At 69.1% G+C, this 19,017-nt stretch carries 23 protein-coding genes and 2 pseudogenes; 7 read left to right on the forward strand and 18 right to left on the reverse strand.

Annotation, left to right across the window (positions count from 1 at the left end):
- The 7 genes and pseudogenes from A5775_RS25890 to A5775_RS16290 all read right to left on the reverse strand — a co-directional run.
- A pseudogene (locus A5775_RS25890) lies at positions 1 to 237 on the reverse strand (exopolyphosphatase); the annotation flags it as partial.
- Positions 237 to 1,361: a glycosyltransferase family 4 protein gene (locus A5775_RS16265; RefSeq protein WP_067254386.1), complete on the reverse strand. Its 1,125-nt coding sequence runs from the start codon at positions 1,359 to 1,361 to the stop codon at positions 237 to 239. The pseudogene A5775_RS25890 and the gene A5775_RS16265, both read right to left, overlap by 1 nt.
- Complete coding sequence (locus A5775_RS16270; protein WP_156660727.1) at positions 1,361 to 2,314, reverse strand: phosphatidylinositol mannoside acyltransferase; 954 nt, start codon at positions 2,312 to 2,314, stop codon at positions 1,361 to 1,363. The genes A5775_RS16265 and A5775_RS16270 overlap by 1 nt, the downstream gene beginning before the upstream one ends.
- A gap of 17 nt (positions 2,315 to 2,331) precedes the next feature.
- On the reverse strand, positions 2,332 to 2,973 hold the full coding sequence (gene pgsA / locus A5775_RS16275; RefSeq protein ID WP_067254394.1) for a phosphatidylinositol phosphate synthase: 642 nt from the start codon (positions 2,971 to 2,973) through the stop codon (positions 2,332 to 2,334).
- Positions 2,974 to 2,983: 10 nt separating this feature from the next.
- Positions 2,984 to 3,565: an HIT domain-containing protein gene (locus tag A5775_RS16280; RefSeq protein ID WP_067254397.1), complete on the reverse strand. Its 582-nt coding sequence runs from the start codon at positions 3,563 to 3,565 to the stop codon at positions 2,984 to 2,986.
- The gene (gene thrS, locus A5775_RS16285; RefSeq protein ID WP_067254658.1) at positions 3,558 to 5,666 is read right to left on the reverse strand and encodes a threonine--tRNA ligase; all 2,109 of its coding nucleotides are present in this window, start codon (positions 5,664 to 5,666) and stop codon (positions 3,558 to 3,560) included. The genes A5775_RS16280 and thrS overlap by 8 nt, the downstream gene beginning before the upstream one ends.
- A 182-nt stretch (positions 5,667 to 5,848) precedes the next feature.
- Positions 5,849 to 6,337, reverse strand: a complete 489-nt coding sequence (locus tag A5775_RS16290) for a general stress protein (RefSeq protein WP_067254402.1) — start codon at positions 6,335 to 6,337, stop codon at positions 5,849 to 5,851.
- Between the two features lie 161 nt (positions 6,338 to 6,498).
- Here A5775_RS16290 and A5775_RS16295 point away from each other — a divergent pair, with 161 nt between their 5' ends.
- A complete protein-coding gene (locus A5775_RS16295; protein WP_067254661.1) occupies positions 6,499 to 8,205 on the forward strand; it encodes a Na+/H+ antiporter in 1,707 nt (568 codons plus the stop codon).
- A gap of 43 nt (positions 8,206 to 8,248) precedes the next feature.
- Here A5775_RS16295 and A5775_RS16300 read toward each other — a convergent pair whose 3' ends face one another.
- Both A5775_RS16300 and A5775_RS16305 read right to left on the reverse strand, forming a co-directional pair.
- Positions 8,249 to 8,875, reverse strand: coding sequence for a PaaI family thioesterase (locus tag A5775_RS16300; RefSeq protein ID WP_067254406.1), 627 nt, complete (start codon positions 8,873 to 8,875; stop codon positions 8,249 to 8,251).
- 38 nt (positions 8,876 to 8,913) lie between these two features.
- Positions 8,914 to 9,834 carry an aldo/keto reductase gene (locus A5775_RS16305; protein WP_067254410.1) on the reverse strand — a complete coding sequence of 307 codons (921 nt, stop codon included), beginning with the start codon at positions 9,832 to 9,834 and terminating at the stop codon, positions 8,914 to 8,916.
- 22 nt (positions 9,835 to 9,856) lie between these two features.
- Here A5775_RS16305 and A5775_RS16310 point away from each other — a divergent pair, with 22 nt between their 5' ends.
- Positions 9,857 to 10,357, forward strand: coding sequence for a DUF1990 family protein (locus A5775_RS16310; protein ID WP_067254414.1), 501 nt, complete (start codon positions 9,857 to 9,859; stop codon positions 10,355 to 10,357).
- On the opposite strand, the gene A5775_RS16315 is transcribed toward A5775_RS16310, so the two are convergent.
- Entirely contained in the window at positions 10,326 to 10,787 is a 462-nt protein-coding gene (locus A5775_RS16315) for a DoxX family membrane protein (RefSeq protein ID WP_067254665.1), read from the reverse strand. The genes A5775_RS16310 and A5775_RS16315 overlap by 32 nt on opposite strands.
- 91 nt (positions 10,788 to 10,878) lie before the next feature.
- Here A5775_RS16315 and A5775_RS16320 point away from each other — a divergent pair, with 91 nt between their 5' ends.
- Positions 10,879 to 11,583, forward strand: coding sequence for a metalloregulator ArsR/SmtB family transcription factor (locus tag A5775_RS16320; RefSeq protein WP_067254417.1), 705 nt, complete (start codon positions 10,879 to 10,881; stop codon positions 11,581 to 11,583).
- 33 nt (positions 11,584 to 11,616) lie between these two features.
- On the opposite strand, the gene A5775_RS16325 is transcribed toward A5775_RS16320, so the two are convergent.
- From A5775_RS16325 to fdxA, 5 genes are all read right to left on the reverse strand, one after another.
- A complete protein-coding gene (locus A5775_RS16325) occupies positions 11,617 to 12,558 on the reverse strand; it encodes a nitronate monooxygenase family protein (protein ID WP_067254420.1) in 942 nt (313 codons plus the stop codon).
- A gap of 6 nt (positions 12,559 to 12,564) precedes the next feature.
- On the reverse strand, positions 12,565 to 12,909 hold the full coding sequence (locus tag A5775_RS16330; protein ID WP_067254423.1) for a cupin domain-containing protein: 345 nt from the start codon (positions 12,907 to 12,909) through the stop codon (positions 12,565 to 12,567).
- Between the two features lie 53 nt (positions 12,910 to 12,962).
- Positions 12,963 to 13,388 carry a hypothetical protein gene (locus A5775_RS16335; RefSeq protein ID WP_067254426.1) on the reverse strand — a complete coding sequence of 142 codons (426 nt, stop codon included), beginning with the start codon at positions 13,386 to 13,388 and terminating at the stop codon, positions 12,963 to 12,965.
- Positions 13,385 to 14,011, reverse strand: coding sequence for a helix-turn-helix transcriptional regulator (locus A5775_RS16340; protein WP_369827881.1), 627 nt, complete (start codon positions 14,009 to 14,011; stop codon positions 13,385 to 13,387). Before A5775_RS16340 ends, A5775_RS16335 begins: the two co-directional genes overlap by 4 nt.
- A 123-nt stretch (positions 14,012 to 14,134) precedes the next feature.
- Positions 14,135 to 14,491 (reverse strand): ferredoxin, encoded by a 357-nt coding sequence (fdxA, locus tag A5775_RS16345; RefSeq protein WP_067254433.1) that lies wholly within the window; start codon positions 14,489 to 14,491, stop codon positions 14,135 to 14,137.
- A 56-nt stretch (positions 14,492 to 14,547) separates the two neighbouring features.
- Between fdxA and A5775_RS25680 the strand changes: the two genes are divergently transcribed.
- The 4 genes and pseudogenes from A5775_RS25680 to A5775_RS16360 all read left to right on the forward strand — a co-directional run bounded on the left by A5775_RS25680 (position 14,548) and on the right by A5775_RS16360 (position 16,406).
- The gene (locus A5775_RS25680; RefSeq protein WP_197512640.1) at positions 14,548 to 14,721 is read left to right on the forward strand and encodes a hypothetical protein; all 174 of its coding nucleotides are present in this window, start codon (positions 14,548 to 14,550) and stop codon (positions 14,719 to 14,721) included.
- Entirely contained in the window at positions 14,721 to 15,548 is an 828-nt protein-coding gene (locus A5775_RS16350; protein ID WP_067254436.1) for a class I SAM-dependent methyltransferase, read from the forward strand. The genes A5775_RS25680 and A5775_RS16350 overlap by 1 nt, the downstream gene beginning before the upstream one ends.
- A 201-nt stretch (positions 15,549 to 15,749) precedes the next feature.
- Positions 15,750 to 15,961: pseudogene (locus A5775_RS16355) on the forward strand (hypothetical protein).
- Between the two features lie 181 nt (positions 15,962 to 16,142).
- Positions 16,143 to 16,406: a hypothetical protein gene (locus A5775_RS16360; RefSeq protein WP_067254440.1), complete on the forward strand. Its 264-nt coding sequence runs from the start codon at positions 16,143 to 16,145 to the stop codon at positions 16,404 to 16,406.
- A 10-nt stretch (positions 16,407 to 16,416) separates the two neighbouring features.
- Here A5775_RS16360 and A5775_RS16365 read toward each other — a convergent pair whose 3' ends face one another.
- The 3 genes from A5775_RS16365 to pcaH are packed head-to-tail and all read right to left on the reverse strand — an operon-like array spanning position 16,417 to position 18,978.
- Positions 16,417 to 17,643: a lyase family protein gene (locus A5775_RS16365; RefSeq protein WP_067254443.1), complete on the reverse strand. Its 1,227-nt coding sequence runs from the start codon at positions 17,641 to 17,643 to the stop codon at positions 16,417 to 16,419.
- Positions 17,640 to 18,218 carry a protocatechuate 3,4-dioxygenase subunit alpha gene (pcaG, locus tag A5775_RS16370; protein ID WP_067254445.1) on the reverse strand — a complete coding sequence of 193 codons (579 nt, stop codon included), beginning with the start codon at positions 18,216 to 18,218 and terminating at the stop codon, positions 17,640 to 17,642. The genes A5775_RS16365 and pcaG overlap by 4 nt, the downstream gene beginning before the upstream one ends.
- Positions 18,211 to 18,978, reverse strand: a complete 768-nt coding sequence (gene pcaH, locus A5775_RS16375) for a protocatechuate 3,4-dioxygenase subunit beta (RefSeq protein WP_067254448.1) — start codon at positions 18,976 to 18,978, stop codon at positions 18,211 to 18,213. Before pcaH ends, pcaG begins: the two co-directional genes overlap by 8 nt.
- Between the last annotated feature and the right edge of the window lie 39 nt (positions 18,979 to 19,017).

Below are 19,017 nucleotides of genomic sequence, written 5' to 3' on the forward strand. Positions count from 1 at the left end.
GGGGGGGGGGGCCCCCCGCCCCCCCCCCCCCCCCCCCCCGCCCCCCCCCCGGGCCGCCGCCCGGCCCCCGCGGCCCCCCCCCCCCCCCCCCCGGGCCAGCGCTCCGTCGAGCGCCTGCCACGACAGGTCGTAGCGGACGTGCAGCCGGTCCAGCCGGTTGGCCGTCCGGTACGCCCAGGCGCCGAAGACGGCCAGCACCGCGACCAACACCGCGGTGGCGACAATCAGCCATGTCATCAACTGGCCACCTCAACCTTGGCGCCCGACGTGGCGACCGTCTCGTAAACCCGCAGGATCTGGCTGGCCACCACCGACCAGTCGTAGCGCTGGACGGCGGCCGAACCGGCCGCCACATAGCGTTCCCGCAGCACATCATCCTCCAGCACCGCGATCAGCGCATCGGCGAGCGCGGGGCCGTCCCCGACGGGCACCAGGCAGCCCACCTCCCCGCCCTGCAGCACCCGCCCGAACGCGTCCAGCTCGCTGGCCACCACGGGGGTGCCGGCGGCCATGGCCTCGACCAGGACGATGCCGAAACTCTCCCCGCCGAGGTTGGGTGCGCAGTAGACATCGGCGCTGCGCATGGCCGACGCCTTCCCGTGGTCGTCGACCTGGCCGAGGAAGCGAATGTGCTTCACGAATTCGCCTGCCTGGGTGCGTAATTCGTTCTCGTCACCGCGTCCGACGATGAGCAGCTGCACATCGGCGAACCGCTCGGTCAGCCGCGGCAGTGCGTCGAGCAACACCGACATGCCCTTGCGCGGCTCGCCGTAGCGCCCCAAAAACAGCACGGTCTTGCCGGCCCGCGGGTAGCCGTCCAGCAGCGGCGCAGCGGCGAACGAGGCGACGTCGACGCCGTTGGGGATCTCCACGGCGTCGGTTCCCAGCGCCTCCATCTGCCAGCGCCGGGCCAGGTCGGACACCGCGATGCGGCCGACGATCTTTTCGTGCATGGGGCGCAGGATGCCCTGAAAGACCGTCAGGGTCAGCGATTTGGTGGTCGACGTGTGAAACGTCGCCACGATCGGGCCCTCGGCGATGTTGAGGGCCAGCATGGACAGGCTCGGCGCGTTGGGCTCGTGCAGGTGCAGCACGTCGAAATCGCCTTCGGCGAGCCACTTTTTCACCTTGCGGTGGGTGGCCGGGCCGAACCGCAGCCGGGCCACCGACCCGTTGTAGGGAATCGGGACGGCCTTGCCCGCCGAGACGACGTAGTCGGGCAGCACGGCGTGCGGCGAGGCCGGCGCGAGCACGCTGACGTCGTGCCCGCGGGCCCGCATCACCTCGGCCAGCTGCAGGACGTGGGACTGCACCCCGCCCGGAACGTCGAACGAGTAGGGACAGATCATCCCGATGCGCATCAGGCGTCCCTTAGCCGCGCCTGCTTGGCGTCAGGGAGGTCGGCAAGCCACTGCGGCTGCATCATGTGCCAATCCTCGGGACGGGCGGCGATGTTCTTCTCGAAATGATCGGCCATCGCCTGGGTGATGGCGCTGACGTCGCCGCTGGTGCAATCCAGGGGCGGGTGGATGATGACACCCCAGCCCTGGCCCTCGAACCAGCAGTGCGCCGGCAGCAGGGCTGCCCCGGTCGCGATCGCGAGCTTCGCCGGTCCGGCCGGCAGCCGGGTGGGCTCGCCGAAGAAGTCGACCTGCACGCCGGTACGGGTCAGGTCGCGTTCGGCCATCAGGCAGACCACCCGGTTGTCCCGCAGCCGCTCGCACAACACGTCGAAGGGGGCCTGGAAAGGGCCTTGGTCGCCCCCGGACAGGGGCAGCACCTCGAAGCCGAGGCTTTCGCGGTAGTGAATGAAACGCCGGTACAGCGATTCGGGTTTGAGGCGCTCCGCAACGGTGGTGAAGGTGCCGTGTGTCTGCGCCAGCCATACCCCGGCCATGTCCCAGTTGCCGCTGTGCGGCAACCCGATCACCGCGCCGCGACCGCTGGCCAGCGCCGCGTCGATATGGTCTCGCCCCAGGACCGAGTCGTGGAGCTCGCGCCCCAGCGCGGCCAGGTCCATGCCGGGCAGCCGGAAGGCCTCCCGCCAATAGCGGGCGTAGGAGGCCAGCGAGGCCCGCATCAGGGAATCCGGAACATCCGCGGGCGGCACGTGCAGGACGCGCGCCAAGTTCTTGCGCAACTGGTCGGGACCGCCGCCGCGGGCCGCGTAGCGCGCCGCGGCGCCAAATGCGTTGCGCGCGGCGAACTCCGGCATCGCCCGCACGGCCATCCAGCCGGTCGCGTACGCCCAGTCGGCCCCGATGCCGCCCATCAACCGGCCTGCCAATCGGCTCGGTGCCGTGATCGCTTTCATGCCCGGCGGAGTGGGAATCATGGCCCGGCCGTTCCGCGGTCGGTGGCACCCGGCGAGGTGCGCACCGTGTGCAACCGCTGCGCGCAGGTGACCAGGCTAGCCGCCGCCAACAACCACATCGCCACGGGCAACGCGGGCGGCCAGGCAACGAACGGAAAGTCCGAGACGCCGGCGCCGACCAACACGATGATCAGCCGCTCGGGCCGTTCGATGATGCCGCCGTCGCCGCGCAAGCCGCTGGCTTCGGCCCGGGCCTTGATGTAGGAGATCACCTGCGAGGTGACCAGGCAGATCAGCGTGGCCGCCGCGAGCGGCTTGTCGTGCAGGCCGAACGCGATCCACCACAGCAGCCCGCAGAACACCGCGCCGTCGCTGACGCGGTCACAGGTGGCGTCCAGCACCGCGCCGAATCGGGTGCCGCCGCCGCGTTCCCGGGCCATCGCCCCGTCGAGCATGTCGAAGAGGACGAAGAACCAGACCACACACGCCCCGGCGAACAGCTTGCCCATCGGGAAAAGCGTCAGCGCCCCGGCCACCGCGACGATCGTGCCCACGACCGTGACGACATCGGGAGTCAAGCCCAACCGCAGGCATGCCCTTGCGGTCGGAGTGGTCAGCCGCGCGAACGCCGCCCGGGACAGGAACGGCACCTTGCTCATCTGCGCCGGCTCATGGTTGCTTTGTCCACTCGGTGGCCAGCAGCCGGCGGGTATCGCGCAGCAATTGTGGGATCACCTTCGACCCGCCGATGATGGTGATGAAGTTGGCGTCGCCGCCCCAGCGCGGCACGACGTGCACGTGCAGGTGCTCGGCCAGCGACCCGCCGGCCGAGGTTCCCAAGTTGAGGCCGACGTTGAAGCCGTGTGGTCGTGACACGTTCTTGATGACGCGAATCGCCTTCTGGATGAAGAACATCAGCTCCGCGCTTTCCGGATCGGTCAGGTCCTCGAGCTCGGAAATCCTCCGGTAGGGCACCACCATCAAGTGCCCGGGGTTGTACGGGTAGAGGTTGAGCACGGCGTAGACGAGTTCGCCGCGCGCGACCACCAGGCCGTCTTCGTCGGCCAGCTGCGGGATGTCGGTGAACGGCTGCTCGGTTTTGCCCGACGCGTTGGCGTCGCGCTTCATCGGCGCCTCGGCCAGGTAGGTCATCCGGTACGGCGTCCACAGCCGCTGCAGATGATCTTCCTCGCCGACGCCCCGGTCCAGGATGGCGTCGTCGGCGCCCTCGGCGCGCTCACGCTCACTCACCGGCCGCCACTTTCACGAGTTCGGCAGTGGGAGCGGCGTTTTCGCGATCAGCGATCCACTTCACGATGGCGTCGACGGCCCCGTCGCGGGGAACGCCGTTGATCTGGGTGCGGTCACCGAAACGGAAGCTCACCGCGCCGGCCTGCACGTCACGGTCGCCGGCCAGCAACATGAACGGCACCCGCTGGTTGGTGTGGTTGACGATCTTCTTGGCCATCCGGTCGTCGCTGCCGTCGACCTCGACCCGCACCCCGTGCGAGCGAAGTTGCACCGCAACATCATTGAGGTAGTCGACGTGGTCGTCGGCCACCGGGATGCCGACCACCTGCACCGGCGCCAGCCACGCCGGGAAGGCGCCGGCGTAATGCTCGGTGAGGATGCCGAAGAACCGTTCGATGGACCCGAACAGCGCGCGGTGAATCATCACCGGCCGCTGCCGGCTTCCGTCGGCAGCGGTGTATTCCAGTTCGAATCGCTCCGGGAAGTTGAAGTCCACCTGGATGGTCGACATCTGCCAACTGCGGCCCAGCGCGTCGCGCGCCTGCACGGAGATCTTGGGCCCGTAGAACGCCGCCCCGCCCGGGTCGGGCACCAACTGCAGGCCGGACTCGGCCGCCACCTGGGCCAGGGCGTTGGTGGATTCTTCCCACATGGCATCGGAGCCGACGAACTTTTCCGGGTCCTTGGTGGACAGCTCCAGATAGAAGTCCTCCAGCCCGTAGTCGCCGAGCAGCTCGAGGACGAACCGCAGCAGCGACGTCAGTTCGGCGTGCAGCTGCTCGCGGGTGCAGAAGATGTGCGCGTCGTCCATGGTGAAGCCGCGCGCCCGGGTCAGCCCGTGCACCACGCCGGACTTCTCGTAGCGGTAGACGGTGCCGAATTCGAAGAGCCGCAGCGGGAGTTCGCGATAGGACCGCCCACGCGACCGGAAGATCAGGGTGTGCATCGGGCAGTTCATCGGCTTCAGGTAATAGTCCTGACCCGGCTTGCGCACGGTCCCGTCGTCGTCGTATTCGGCGTCGAGGTGCATCGGCGGGTACATGCCATCGGCGTACCAATCGAGATGGCCGGACGTGTGGAACAGGTCCGCCTTGGTGATGTGCGGGGTGTTGACGAACTCGTAGCCGGCCGCGATGTGCTTGCGCCGCGAGTACTCTTCCAGCTCCCGACGCACGACGCCGCCCTTGGGATGGAAAACCGCCAAGCCGGAACCGATTTCGTCGGGAAAGCTGAACAGGTCCAGCTCGGTGCCCAGCTTGCGGTGATCGCGGCGCTGGGCCTCCTCGATCAGCGTCAGGTGGTGCTCGAGGGCTTCCTGCGACTCCCAGGCCGTGCCGTAGATCCGTTGCAGACTGGCGTTGTTCTGGTCGCCGCGCCAGTAGGCGGCCGAGCTGCGGGTGAGCTTGAACGCGGGGATGTGCTTGGTGGTGGGGATGTGCGGGCCCCGGCACAGGTCGCCCCAAACCCGTTCCCGCGTGCGGGGATTGAGGTTGTCGTAGGCGGTGAGCTCGTCGCCGCCGACTTCCATCACCGCGGGGTCGCCGGACTTGTCGTCGACGAGTTCGAGCTTGTAGGGCTCACCCGCCAGCTCGGCGCGGGCCTGGTCCTTGGACTCGTAGACGCGGCGCTCGAACAGCTGGCCCTCTTTGACGATCTGGCGCATCCGCTTTTCCAGCGCCGCCAGATCCTCGGGGGTGAACGGTTCCGGTACGTCGAAGTCGTAGTAGAAGCCGTCGGTGATGGGCGGCCCGATGCCCAGCTTGGCCTGTGGGAACAGCTCTTGGACGGCCTGGGCCAGCACGTGGGCCGCCGAATGCCGGATCACGCTGCGGCCCTCGTCGGTGTTGGCCGCCACCGGGACGACCTCGGCGTCGGCGGCGGGCGCCCAACTCAGGTCGCGCAGCTTCCCGTCGGCGTCGCGCACCACCACCACGCCGTCGGGCGCCCCGCGGCCCGGCAGCCCCGCATCCCGCACCGCGGCAGCCGCGGTGGTCCCGGCCGGCACCCGGATCGGGGCTTGCGGCGATCGCAAGCCCGGCATGGCCGAGCGCTGCGGGTCGCCGCCATCGGCTCCCGCGGCGGGGTGTGCGGGGACGGTCATGGTGGCGGTCTCCAAGGCTCGAGGGGTCGACGACCATGCTATCGGGGCGGTCCGAACCCGAGCAGGGCCGTCGAGCAACGCGAGCCAGGCGCGCTCTCGTTAGGAGGTAGCGGCCGCTATCCGGGCCCCCTGGTCAAGCGGGCGCGCCAGGTCACGGGTGCCCGGCGTCGAAGCACCGCGGCTCACACAGCGTGAACGTAGCGGGCCGCTTCCGCCGCGTAGTCGGCGGTGACACAGATGTCGTAGCGCTGGGCTTCCAGCGTCTGCACGCTGGAGAAGTCACGGCGGCCGCGCGTCGACGCGTGCGCGACGAACCCGAACACCGCACCCCAGAAAGCGCCGATGGCCGTGGCGATGAGCAGGGCCCATATCCAGTACGGCCCGACGGTGAAGATGGCGAAAAGCAAGCCGATCAGCAAACCCCACCAGGCGCCGGCGCCGGCCAGCGCTGCCCTGCCGTTGGTCAGGCGGCCGGTGACGTGTTCGACGGTGCGCACACCGTCGCCCACGATGCGGACATGCTCCACTGGGAATCCGCCGTCGGACATGCGGTCGACCAGTTCTTGCGCGGCGATGTAATTGTCGAAGGAGGCGACGACCTCCCGCCGAACGGGTGGCTCGGTGCGGGCCTGCTGCTGACTTGGACCGGACGGACCAGACGGGTAACTCATTGCTATCTCCTGACGAGTTTGAGGCAGCTACTCATTTCTGGGTTGACGTGAATCGCTGACCACAAACGGTGGACTGCTGCGAACTGGGTCGCGCAGCTTCCGCTTTGACGGAACCTGTCGTCGGCATTGCGGGAGCCACACCTTCTTTGTACTCCGGCAAGATGGGGTCGATGGGGGCGCAGACGGCTGTGACGTTGCTGCTCGGCGCCATCGCGGTCATCGTGCTGGTCAACTGGATCAGCGAGCGCACGGGGTTGCCCAGCGCGACGCTGCTGGTTCTCGTCGGCATCGGTTATGCGCTGGTGCCCGGGCCCAACATCAGCCTCGAGCCCGATGTCGTGATGACGTGCATACTGCCGCCGCTGCTCTTCAATGCGGCCCTAGAATCGTCGCTGGTCGGCATCCGCCGGAATCTGCGCACCGTCATCAGCCTGTCGGTGGTCCTCGTCCTGCTGACCGCGGCGTCGGTCGGTGTCGCGTTCGGCCTGCTCGTCAGTGGTGCGACCCTCGCGGTGGGCATGGTGCTGGGCGCCGCGGTGGCGCCGACCGATCCGGTGGCCGCGCTCGCCGTTGCCCGCAAGGAAGGCCTGCCGCTCAACATCGTCACCCTGATCGAGGGCGAGGGGCTGCTCAATGACGCGACCGCGCTGACCACCCTGTCGGTGGCCATCACGGTGGCGCGCGGTGCCGCGTTCTCGGTGCCGTCGGCGATCCGGGAGTTCGCGCTGGCAGCCGTGGGCGGTCTGGTGGTGGGCGTGGTGTTCGCGTATTGCCGGCGTCTCCTTCGCCGGTGGCGACAGGATGTACTGACGGCCAATGCGATCTCGCTGGCCACCCCGTTTGTGACCTATCTGGTGGCCGAGCAGCTGTCCGCCTCCGGCGTGTTGGCGGTCGTGGTGTGTGGGTTGATCGTCGGACACGATTCGCCGCGGCTGGAATCGGGGGCGAGCCGTTTGCAGACCCGGGCGGTATGGCGGCTGGTCAACTTCCTGCTCGAAGGCTTGGTGTTCTTGCTGATCGGACATCAGCTACCGGCCATTCTCGACGACCTGGGCGGCTACCAGCTGTCGACGATCGTCGTGGCGGTCAGCGTGACCGTCGCGGCGGTGCTCGTGGTGCGCCCGCTGTGGTTGCTGCTCACCCAGTCGCTTCCGCGACCGTTGCGAACCCGGCTCGGCGACGTCTCCGGCTCCGATGGCACCGACGACGCCAAGGCGGGCCGACGGCGAGACCGCGACTCCGAGCGCCTCAGCGGCCGTGAAGTCTTCGTGTTGAGCTGGGCCGGCACCCGCGGGGTGGTCAGCCTCGCCGCGATTTTCGCGGTTCCCTTCGTGACCGACAGCCACGCGCCGTTCCCCGACCGGGACCTACTGCTGTTCTGCACCCTGGTGGTTGTGCTGGTGACGCTGATCGGGCAGGGCATCACGTTCGGGCCGCTGGTGCGCGCGCTGGGCCTGCGCGCGGACGCCACCGACGAACTGCGGCTGCGCAACCGGGCTCGCGCGGCCGCCGTGCAGGCCGCGCTGGACAGGCTCGACTCGCTGGACCAACAGGACGGCGCCGACGTGGATCCCCGGGTGATCGACAATGTGCGCCAACAGCTCTCCGCACGCCTCGAGCGATATCAGCACCGACTCGATCTGTTGTCGGACGCCGAGGAGACGCCCACCTCCCCCGGCTATTACGAGGCCGCCGTCGGCATACGCCGAGCGGCCATCGACGCCCAGCGCGACGAACTCGTGCGCTGGCGCGATGCGGGCATGCTGCCCGACCAGAGCCTGCGCGCGATTGAACGCGAACTCGATCACGAAGAGAGCACGCTGCCGGTGCGGCCGCCGCGAGCACGCCGGCGCCATCAAACCCGGTGATTTCCAATGTTTTTGACGCGTTCAAGATCTCGCGAGCGCGTGTCTACGGCTGCCCGGGCTTGAGCCGCACGAACAGCGCGTCGGCCTCGGTCAGCAGGGTGTCGCCGTCGCTCAGCCGGCCCGACACGAAGATCTTCCGCCCGTCCACCCGGTCGACAGTCGCGTCGAACTGCAGTGCTTTGTCGACCGGGACGATGTGGCGGTAGTCGATCTTGAGGTAGGCGGTGCGCTGCCGCGGATTGCCGGTGAGCACCGCGGCGCTCAACCCGAGCACGGAATCGAACAGCATCCCCAGGGCACCGCCGTGCACGGCGCCGTTGCGGCCGAGGTGGAAGCGCGCGAAGCGGGCCTCGCCGTGGATGCGGCCGTCGTCACCCTTGCGGGCCGACATCGGGATCGTCAGGATGTTGCCGCGCATCGGCAGGTCCATCCGGCGGCCCGACGGCGACGCCCATTCGTCGGCGTCGAATGGTGTCAGCAGCGCCGACACCTTCTCCAGCAGGTCGGCGGCCTCGGTGATCACCTCGTCGGGGGCGTCGACGGCGCGGGCGTGGTCCTGCAACGTGCGCACGGCGTCGATGAACCTGCCGTAGTCGGGCCCACCCTTGGTGGTGGGTTCGGGCGGGTTGAATCCCCCGCCGGGGTGTCGCTGATGTTCGGCCACCACCACACCGTATTGCCCGGCGGGCGCGCGCTTTCGCGTGGTGGTCAGCCCGTCTGCCGAGCCCCGGCGGCCGACAAGGTTTCGAACTCGTCGTCGGACAGCGTGATCTCGGCGGCGGCGACGTTCTCCTCCAGGTGCGCCACCTTCGACGTCCCCGGAATCGGCAGCATCACCGGTGAACGCTTCAGCAACCAGGCCAACGCCAGCTGCGACGGTGTCGCGTCGTGGTCGGCGGCGATGCGCTGCAGCGGCCCGTCGGGAGCGGCCAGCGGTCCCGCGGCCAGCGGGAACCACGGGATGAAGCCGATGCCCTGTTGGGTTACCGCGTCCAGCAGCGGCTCGGCGTCACGGGCCGTCAGGTTGTACATGTTCTGCACCGACACGATTTCGGTGACCTTTTGAGCCTCGGCAAGTTGGTCGACGGTGATCTCGGACAGGCCGATGTGGCGGATCTTGCCTTCGTCCTTCAGCGTCAGCAGCTCGCCCACCTGGTCGGCCAGCGGCCACTTGGGGTCAACGCGGTGCAGCTGGAACAGGTCGATGGTGTCGACGCCGAGGCGGCGCAAACTCAGCTCGCATTCTTGGCGCAGGTAACTCGGGTAGCCCATCTCGATCCAGATGTCGGGACCGGTCCGCAAGAACCCCGCCTTGGTCGCGATCACCAGCCCGTCGTAGGGATGCAGCGCCTCGTGGATGATCTCCTCGGAGAAGTACGGGCCGTAGGAGTCGGCGGTGTCGATGAAGTTGACGCCCAACTCGACCGCGCGCCGCAACACCCGCACGCATTCGTCGCGATCGTCGGGCGGGCCCCACACCCCCTTGCCGACGATGCGCATCGCACCGAAGCCGAGGCGGTTGATGGTCAGATCTCCACCCAAGCTGAATGTTCCGGACGCCCCGGCAACGGTTTTCGAGTTTTGTGCGGTCACGTCTTTAGACCGTACTCGCCGAACGCCGCCGCGCATCTCGGCGTGGCAAGCTGAACACGTGGACCTACGAGCGCTCGAGGAACTTCCGCTGACCTATCCGGAAGTGGGGGCGACGGCAGCCGGCGAGCTGCCCACCGGATACGACCATCAACACGCCGAGCGCCAAATCGGCACGGGCCGGCAGCGTTTCGAGCAGGCCGCCGACGCGGTCATGCGCTGGGGCATGCAGCGCGGCTCCGGGCTGCGGGTGCAGGCCAGCTCCGAGATCGCCGCCGTCGACGCGGTGGTGGTGGTGCGGATGGGCTTTCTGCCGGCGCCATGCCGCGTCGTCTACGTCGTCGACGAACCCGACATCCGCGGCTTCGGCTACGGCACCTTGCCGGGCCACCCGGAGTCCGGGGAGGAACGTTTCGTGGTGCGCTACGACCCGAGCACCTCCGCGGTGTACGCGGAGGTGTCGGCGTTCTCCCGGCCGGCGACCTGGTGGAGCAGGGCCGGCGGGCCGCTGGTGAGAGCGGCCCAGCGGGTCATCGGGCGGCGCTACCTACGCGCGGTGTGATGCTGCCGTTGTGCACGCCCTGCGCCAGCCGGGCCAGCGCGAGGGCGCCGACGAACAATCCGAAGTCGCGCAGCGCGACGTCGTAGAATCCGGGCCCGGTGACCAGGTCGATGATGATCCCGGCCAGCCAGGCCGCGACGACCCAGGCGCCCAGCCGTGGGGCCACCGCCACCACTATCCCGGCGACGATCTCGATGATCCCGACGAGGTACATGCACTGGTCGGCCGTCCCGGGAACCACGCCGTCGATCCAGCCGGCCAGATACATGCTCCAGTGATGCGGGTGGGTCAGCACGTTGAAGAACTTGTCCAGCCCGAACACGATGGGCGCGATCGTGAAGATGGTGCGAAGCAGGAAATACGCCGAATACGCCGGGTCCCGCAACTGCTCGGCCAGGCCGGGGGTCGCCCCGACTTGTTTGGTGCTCATGGTTGCCTCCATTTCTAACGGATAATAGTTTGAACGGTAGAACGCGTAGACTGTACCGTCAAGCCTTTTGTCTGTTAGAAATGGCGATCGCATGGACGACCGGAACCACCTGGAGCGCGATGCCGCCGGCATCGGGGCGCTGGCCGATCCGGTGCGCCGCCGGCTGTATCAATTCGTGTGCGCCCAACCGGCGCCCGTGAGCCGCGACCAGGCGGCCGACGCCGTCGGAATCCCCCACCATCAGGCCAAGTTCCACCTGGACCGGCTCACCGACGAGGGTCTGTTGGAAACGGGCTTCGCGCGCCTGACCGGACGCTCCGGCCCGGGTGCCGGACGTACCGCCAAGCTGTATCGGCGCGCCGGCCGCGACATCGCGGTCAGCCTTCCGCAGCGGGAGTACGAGCTGGCCGGGCGGTTGATGGCGACGGCCATCGCCCGGTCGGCGGGCACCGGCGAACCGGTCACCGAGGTGCTGAACCGGGTCGCCCGCGACTGCGGCCACAGGATCGGGGCCAGGGCCGGCAAGCGTCCGCCCGCCGACGCCGCGGCCGCGCTGCAGCGTGTGGTCGCGGTGCTGAGCCGGTACGGCTACGAGCCCCGATTCGGCGACGGCGAGGTCCAGCTCGCCAGTTGCCCGTTCCACGCCCTGGCGCAGGAACAGACGGAGCTGGCCTGCGCCATGAACCACGCGCTGATCGCCGGCGTGGCCGAAGCGCTGGCACCACACGGCCCCGACGCCCGGCTCTGCCCGGGGCGCGACCGGTGTTGCGTCGTGCTCACGCCCGGCGACAAGTAAGGCCGCATCACGCCGGCGTGACCGGGGGCCGGGCTATGACCCCCAGCCGGACAGCAACTTTGCCGCGCCGGCGCACATCTCGTCGATGACCTCGTCCACCGACGCGTCGTCGCGGATCATCCCGACGCCCTGACCGGCGTCCACCGGCGCGATCCGGCAGTCCCCGGCGGCGATCGCGGCGGCCAGCTCATCGCGGGCCCCCGGGTCCAGCGCATCCTCGTGACCCGTCCAGTGCTCGACGAAGTCGTTGGCCAGCACCCGCGACGGGAACCGCGCCGGCCAGGGCAGCCCCTTGGCGACGTCGAACACCCGGGTGACGGCGGTGTCGGTTTCGGCGGCGGCGACCAGAGCCCGGCGCCCGGCGTCGCCGGTCAGCGCCTCCGGGCACGCCGACAACCGGGTGCCCACCCACGCCGCGGCGGCTCCGGCGGCAAGCACCGCGGCGAGGCTGCGCGCCGAGGCGACACCGCCGCCGGCCAGCACCGGCACGGTGACGGCGTCCAAGACGGCGTCCAGCAGCGGCAACAGGCCCAGCTTGACCTCGCCATGCCCGCCGCCCTCCGACCCGCGAGCGACCAGGATGTCGACGCCGGCATCGACGGCCTTGCGCGCCCCGACGCTGTCGTAAACCTGTGTGACGGTGGGGATTCCGGCATCGTGGGCCTTGGCAACCCAGGACCAGTCGGTTCCGAAGCTGACCGACAACAGGGCGGGCCGCGCGGCGAGCGCATCCTCGAGCAGCCCGGCCTCGTTGCGCATCACCCAGTCGACCAGACCGATGCCGAACCGGCCGTCGACATGTCGCAACTGCTCGGCCAGCATCTCCCTGGTCGCGACGCTGCCCATGCCGACCATGCCCAAACCGCCGGCCGCCGTGACCGCCGCGGCCAGGCGGCCGCCGGCAACCCCGCCCATCGGGGCGTTGACGATGGGTGCCCGCAGACCGAAACTCGTTGCCCAGGGCGTCGAGAGCATTGGCGGCTAGTGCGCCGAGGGGATGGTCTTCAGCACGGTCAGCAGGACCACCGAATCCTCGATCGCGTGCAGGGCATGGCGTTCGGGCGGGATCGCCAGGTATTCGCCGGCCTTGCCGTCCCAGGCGTCGCCGCCGGTCGTCAGCCGCACGTGGCCGCGCAGCACCTGCAGCGTGGCCTCACCGGGGCTGTCGTGTTCGGAGAGCTCGTGATCGGCCAGCAGTGCCAGCAGGGTTTGCCGAAGCTCGTAGCTGTGGCTGCCGTGGATGGTGTGCGCGGCCCGTCCGCTGTGCGACTGTTTGGCCTCGGCGAGCTTTTCGGACGCGAGGTCGGCCAACGAAATGGAATCCATGCTGAGTCCTTCGAAGTTGCAAGGCCTTTCACCGACGACCTTGGGGTTGTCAGCTAACCGCTCAGTAGCAGTATCCCCGCCACGACGAGCCCGACGACCTTGACCGCCTCCAGCGCGACGTAGCCGTAGTGGGCCCGGGAGCGGGGCCCGTCCGATCCGGCCAGCACCCGGTCGGAACGACGGGTCAATGCGGGCCGCACCACGACCAGCTGGACGGCCAACGCGGCGACGGCGGCGGCGATCGCCACGACGACGCCCGCCGGGGTCGGGCCGGCGATCACGATCGCCCCGATGACGAGCGCGAAAGCCACCTCGACGGTGTTGAGCGCGCGAAAGACGAGTCGCCCGATGCTGAGCCCGATCTGCAACGTCACGTTGGGCGCCCGGAACTTCAGCGGGGCTTCCAGGAAGGAGATGGCCAGCACCATGCCGAGCCAGACGAACGTGAGCGCGACGGCGACCGCCGTGCCGGTGCTCATTTGGCCGCCCCTTGCAGCGTCAGGTGAGCCAGGCACAGATCCGGCTCCACGAACGTGTCGAGCCGGTCCACCGACACCGGCGCCCCCCAGGTTTCGACGGCTCCCTGCATGAGGCCCAGATGCACCGGGCAGACGACATTCGACCGGTTTTCGGCCAGCTCCAGAAATGGGCAGTGCCGCAGTCCGACTTGCTGCTCGCCGTCGACCACCCGGCGCTCGGGCGCGAAGCCGAGTTCGTCGAGCACATCGATCAACCGGGCGATGACCTCTTCGGCGTTGGCGGGGGTGTCGGGCGTCGGATGCAGTTCGGCGTCGACCTTCCGCCCCCAGGCACGGCCCGCGGCCAGGGCCTTGGGCCCGGGATCACGTTCGGCGGCGAAGGCCATGGTCAAGATCTCGGCCAGCAGCCGGTAATGCCGCGTCCCGCCGCGATCCATCTGCCGGACCGCGCGGAACATCAGCGGTGGGCGCCCCGGTCCCTTGCGGTCCAGCTCGACGTGTTCCACCTGCCCGTCGGTGACGAGGCTGTCGAGATGGAAGCGGACGGTGTTGGGATGCACGCCCAGCTCCTCGGCGATCCCGGCGATGCTCATCGGATCCGGCGAGGCCCGCAGCAACCGCATCACCGCGCGGCGGCGCCCGGCCGATTCGCCCGTGACCGAATCCGCGAGCTCCTGGAATTTCGGGGTCTTCGGGGTCTTCTGGGTCTTCTGGGTTCTCACAGGGTCCCTCACGCTGCTCGTCCTTCACGCCCCATCCGAATGCTCGGCACTGGGATGACCCGCCACCAGAGGTGTGTCGACACCGAGCGGACCGACCTTGGCCGCCCCGCCCGGGGACCCCAGGGGCTCGTCGCGGCCCGGCAGCGTCTCAGCGAAGAATGCTCCGTTGTCGGCCAAGTGGGGCTGGAGCTCCTCAGGTAGGTCATCTTCGTAGTAAATCGCCTCCACCGGACAAACCGGCTCGCACGCGCCGCAGTCGACACACTCGTCTGGATGAATGTAGAGCGCCCGGCCGCCCTCGTAAATGCAATCCACGGGACACTCCTCGACGCAAGAGCGATCCATCACATCGATGCATGGCTTCCCGATCACGTAAGTCATGGGCTAAAGTTTACACAACATGTCTTGTAAAAACTGAGGATCGAGGTCGGAGAACCGTGACTGCCAACGAACTTGACGTGCGTCGGCGGCATAAGCCCGAATACCTCGACCAAGGCCCCATCCGGGGGATCCGGATCGGTAAGCTCATCGACACCCCACCCCCGGTGCGCCATGGCCATCTCGAGCTGGTCCTGGAGCCACCGCAAAGCGCTGCGCGGCAGGAGATCTGATGTCAGGACAACGAGCAGGTTCCGAACTTCCGCTGCCGGCATCGCGCCGCGACGACAGCGCCGTCGCCGGGCATTGGCTGCTGGCGCGGCTCGGCAAGCGCGTGCTGCGCCCCGGCGGGATCGAGCTGACCCGCACCCTGCTGTCCCGCGCGGAGTTGACCGGCGCCGACGTGGTTGAGCTGGCGCCGGGCCTCGGCCGCACCGCCACCGAGATCGTGGCCCGCGGGCCACGGTCGTACGTCGGCGCCGAAGGCGACCCGGACGCGGCCAACGTGGTCCGGGGCGTGCTTTCCGACCTCGGTGCGCAGAATGCCGCCGTGCGGGTGGCGGACGCGGCGGAGACCGGGTTGCCGGACGCCAGCAGCGATGTCGTGATCGGCGAGGCGATGCTGACCATGCAGGGCGACGCGGCCAAGGAGGCCATCGTCGCCGAGGCGGCCCGCGTGCTGCGGCCCGGCGGTCGCTACGCGATCCACGAACTCGCCCTCACCCCCGACACGGTGTCGGAGGAGATCAGCACCGACATCCGCCAGGCGCTCGCCCGTTCGATCAAGGTGAACGCGCGTCCGTTGACGATTGCGGAGTGGTCGAAACTGCTCGCCGAGCACGGATTGGTGGTCGATAACGTCGCGACCGCGCCGATGGCCCTACTGCAGCCCCGCCGACTGGTCTCCGACGAGGGCCTTTTCGGGGCGCTGCGGTTCGCGAAGAATGTGCTCGTGCACCGCGACGCCCGCAAGCGGGTTCTGGCGATGCGCCGCACGTTCCGCAAGCATCGCAAGCAACTGGCCGCCGTCGCCATCGTCGCCCACAAACCGGCGGCATAAGGGCACCGGCTCACCGCCCCGCAAAGCGTGAGCACGGCCGCCACCGTTCCCCTTTGCGTCGCTTCTGATATCGGCTGCCGACATTGGGCCCGTTCCGCAATCTCCGTGTGACGGTTTAGTGACGCCCGCCCACGTAACTTGGCTGCGGCAGTTGTGGGGAGGACAAAGGAGCGTGCCGGCATGGGTGTTAGCCCACCGTCGTTGACGGATTCCGACCTCGATGCGTTGGCGTCGGATTTCCTGGAATCGCATTACCTCGGCTCGATCTACGCCGATTGGGCACCTGATCGGCGGCTCGACACGTTCCTGAGGCGGCGCGGCCTCGCCAGGGTCGCCAACGACGGCGACCTGTCTCACAACGTCTTGGAACGCATCATGACCCGGGCGGCCGTGCCTCGTTGGCGCGGCATTGATCGGCCTGCCCTTCCGCAGCAGAACCAGGTAGGCAACCGCGATGACCAAAATCCGTGAAAAAGTTCGTTTTTTGACCCCCAAAATGACAACTCCCGCATTGGTACAGACGTACTATTGCGGGCGAGCGCTGAACGTGCCGCCGGGGTCGGATGAGTCGTTGAGGCTAGCGGGGAGGGGACGATGAATTCACCGAAATGGATGGTTCATTGGCCGCAGCGGAGGCCGACGGCCACGATCTACCAGGTGACCGACCGGCTCCACCGGGGGCACGTCGCCCGTGTGCCCGCCCATCAGATCACGGCGACGGTGTCGGCCTGGCTGGCCGACCTGGGTGCCGACAGCCCGTTGGTCGACGAACTCGAGCGCGCCGTGTGTGGCGGCGACTGGGCGGCGGCGCACGCCCTGGGTGAGTGTTTGTCCATCGAGATCGCGGTGGCCGACTGAACGTCGTCTTTCAGCGCTGAGCGAGCATCCGCGCGGCGCGGTCCAGACTCTCCTCGATCAGCCGGTCGACGGCGCCGAAGTAGGTCGGTGACGGTTCTCGGCCCACCAGCTCGGCGATCGCTCGCTGCTCACCCAAAACGTCTGCGGTATCGAGGTTTTCGGCCATGCGCCGGGCATGCACGGTCAGCCCGGTCAGCAACTCGGCGGTTTGGGATCCCGCGATGACGGTGCGCCGGCCCAGGGTGCGCAGGGTGTCCCATTCGGCGTGCCAGGCCCCGTCGGGCCGTTCGTCGTTGGCCAGCGCCGCGACGGTGTGCAAGGTCGCGGCCAACGGCGGCGCCGACAGGGCGGCCCGGCGGATCAGGATGGACAGCACGGGGTTTCGCTTGTGCGGCATGGACGACGAACCGCCCCGGCCCCCGCTCGCCGGCTCGCCGAGTTCGGCGATCTCCGGGCGGGCCAGCGTGACGACGTCGGAGGCGATGCGGCCCCAGCAGTCGGTGCAGCTGACGAAAGCGTCGGCTGCCGCGGTGATCGGCGCGCGCGCGGTGTGCCAGGGGGGCCGCGACGCCAGGCCCAACGCGGTTGCCGCGTGCGCGGCGAGGCCGGCCGACACTCCGGCAGGGTCAGGCGTGCCGGTGAGCAACGCCGCCAGCTCGGTGGTGGCGGCCAATGTCCCTGCTGCGCCGCCGATTTGGATCGGCGTGGTCAGCGTGGCCACCCGCTCGTAGGCGTCGACGACCCCATTCAGCCAGCCTGCGGCCTTGGCGCCGAAGGTGGTGGGCGCGGCGTGCTGGGTGAGGGTGCGGGCCACCATCGGCGTGCCCCGGTGCCGGGCGGCGAGGTCGGACAGCGCGGAAATCTGTTCCCGCAACTGTGTGAGCAAGTCATCGGCGACCGCGCGCGTGGCCAGCATCAGGCCGGTGTCCAGGACGTCCTGGCTGGTGAGTCCGCGGTGGATCCATGGCGCGACATCCGGCTCCGCGCGCTGGCGCAGCAACCTCACCATTCCGATGACCGGGTTGCCGCCGTCTTCGGCGGTGACCGCGAGCGCCTCACAATCGTTGCGCGTGACCAGATTCCACAGGTCCGCGCCGGCGCAGCCGCCGGGCGCCAGATCGGCGGCCGTCAGCGCGCCCAGCCACGCGGACTCCACCGCGACCATCGATCCCAGCAGCGCCTCATCGGTCATGTGCTCGCCGGCTCGATGGTCTCCGGGCCACAGCAGGTTGGTCATCGCGCGTCCGCCCGGTACGCCAGGAACACCGTCTCGGCCGGGCCCTGCAGGTGGATGTCGAAACGGTATGCCGCGCCGTCGTCTTCGGCGACGCAGAGCAACGTGGGTAGGCGTTCGACGGGGACGGCCGCCAACAGCGGGTCGGCGTCCGTGTCGGCTTCGGGTAGGTAGGCGCGGGTGAACAGCCGGTTCAGCAGGCCGCGCGCGAACACGGTGAGCGCGAAATACGGCGTCCGCCCGTCGATCACCGAGCCGGGGGTCAGGGTGGTGAACGCGTATCGCCCCGCACCGTCGGTCGCGCACCGGCCCCACCCGGTGAACGACGCGTCGTCGTGATGGTGCCGACCGCGGCGCAGCGAACCTGCCAGCCGCGCAATGCGTCCCGCGCTGTCGGGCTGCCAGAGTTCGATCAGCGCGTCCGGGACCACGGCGCCGCCGCCGTCGTACACCGTGCCGTGCAGCCCGATGGCCCGGGGATGACTGTCGTCGACCAGCGTGCGGTCGCCGGGGAACGGCAACCCCAGGTCGAGGAAGGGGCCCACCGTTTGCCCTGGCGTGCAAGCTGTTTCAGTCATGCGGGCCTTCGGTGGGTGTTGGCGCGCCGCCGGCCAGGACGATGTCCCACCGGTACCCGGTGGCGTATTCGGGCTCGGTGAGGTCGTGGTCGTAGCGGGCGATCAGCCGTTGCCGTGCGGCCGGATCGAGGATCGACTGGAAGATCGGATCCAGCTCGAATAGGGAGTCGCCGGGAAAGTACATCTGGGTGACCAGGCGCTGGGTGAAAGCGGTTCCGAAAACCGAGAAATGGATGTGCGCCGGGCGCCAGGCGTTGTGGTGGTTGCGCCACGGATAGGGGCCGGGCTTGATGGTCAGGAAGCGGTACGAGCCGTCCGGGCCGGTCAGGCAGCGGCCGGCACCGACGAAGTTCGGGTCGAGCGGGGCGGGGTGCTGATCACGCTGGTGGCGGTAGCGCCCGCCGGCATTGGCCTGCCAGATCTCGACCAGTTGACCCGCCACCGGCCGGCCGCCTTCGTCGAGCACGCGTCCGGTCACCACGACGCGCTCCCCGATCGGCTCGCCCGGCTGCCCGGCCGTCAGGTCGGCGTCGAGCGGGTCGACGTCCTGATGGCCGAAGCACGGCGCCCAAAGTTCGACGCCCTCGGGATCGACGGCGACCAGCGCCTGCTTCGGATGGCGCAGCGTCGTGCTGCGGTACGGCGGGTAGTCGAGCCGCGGCTGCGGCCCGGCTCCGTCGGCGGCGCCCGGGTATTGCGCTGCGATGCGGGCGATCTCCGCCGTGATGTCAGCCTGAGAAGCGACACACTCGGCGTCCATGAGCCGTGACGCTACTCTCGATGATCCGCCGAAACCCGC

Origin of the sequence: Mycobacterium sp. 852002-10029_SCH5224772 (genome assembly GCF_001667315.1) — a bacterium.
Lineage (GTDB): Bacteria > Actinomycetota > Actinomycetes > Mycobacteriales > Mycobacteriaceae > Mycobacterium.

Coding starts and splice junctions, on each gene's coding strand:
- A5775_RS16265 (WP_067254386.1), bottom strand. CDS start 1,361: ATGCGCATCGGGATGATCTGTCCCTACTCGTTCGACGTTCCGGGCGGG.
- A5775_RS16270 (WP_156660727.1), bottom strand. CDS start 2,314: ATGAAAGCGATCACGGCACCGAGCCGATTGGCAGGCCGGTTGATGGGC.
- pgsA (WP_067254394.1), bottom strand. CDS start 2,973: ATGAGCAAGGTGCCGTTCCTGTCCCGGGCGGCGTTCGCGCGGCTGACC.
- thrS (WP_067254658.1), bottom strand. CDS start 5,666: ATGACCGTCCCCGCACACCCCGCCGCGGGAGCCGATGGCGGCGACCCG.
- A5775_RS16290 (WP_067254402.1), bottom strand. CDS start 6,337: ATGAGTTACCCGTCTGGTCCGTCCGGTCCAAGTCAGCAGCAGGCCCGC.
- A5775_RS16295 (WP_067254661.1), top strand. CDS start 6,499: ATGGGGTCGATGGGGGCGCAGACGGCTGTGACGTTGCTGCTCGGCGCC.
- A5775_RS16305 (WP_067254410.1), bottom strand. CDS start 9,834: ATGCGCGGCGGCGTTCGGCGAGTACGGTCTAAAGACGTGACCGCACAA.
- A5775_RS16315 (WP_067254665.1), bottom strand. CDS start 10,787: ATGAGCACCAAACAAGTCGGGGCGACCCCCGGCCTGGCCGAGCAGTTG.
- A5775_RS16320 (WP_067254417.1), top strand. CDS start 10,879: ATGGACGACCGGAACCACCTGGAGCGCGATGCCGCCGGCATCGGGGCG.
- A5775_RS16325 (WP_067254420.1), bottom strand. CDS start 12,558: ATGCTCTCGACGCCCTGGGCAACGAGTTTCGGTCTGCGGGCACCCATC.
- A5775_RS16330 (WP_067254423.1), bottom strand. CDS start 12,909: ATGGATTCCATTTCGTTGGCCGACCTCGCGTCCGAAAAGCTCGCCGAG.
- A5775_RS16335 (WP_067254426.1), bottom strand. CDS start 13,388: ATGAGCACCGGCACGGCGGTCGCCGTCGCGCTCACGTTCGTCTGGCTC.
- A5775_RS16340 (WP_369827881.1), bottom strand. CDS start 14,011: ATGCGGTTGCTGCGGGCCTCGCCGGATCCGATGAGCATCGCCGGGATC.
- fdxA (WP_067254433.1), bottom strand. CDS start 14,491: ATGACTTACGTGATCGGGAAGCCATGCATCGATGTGATGGATCGCTCT.
- A5775_RS16350 (WP_067254436.1), top strand. CDS start 14,721: ATGTCAGGACAACGAGCAGGTTCCGAACTTCCGCTGCCGGCATCGCGC.
- A5775_RS16360 (WP_067254440.1), top strand. CDS start 16,143: ATGAATTCACCGAAATGGATGGTTCATTGGCCGCAGCGGAGGCCGACG.
- A5775_RS16365 (WP_067254443.1), bottom strand. CDS start 17,643: ATGACCAACCTGCTGTGGCCCGGAGACCATCGAGCCGGCGAGCACATG.
- pcaG (WP_067254445.1), bottom strand. CDS start 18,218: ATGACTGAAACAGCTTGCACGCCAGGGCAAACGGTGGGCCCCTTCCTC.
- pcaH (WP_067254448.1), bottom strand. CDS start 18,978: ATGGACGCCGAGTGTGTCGCTTCTCAGGCTGACATCACGGCGGAGATC.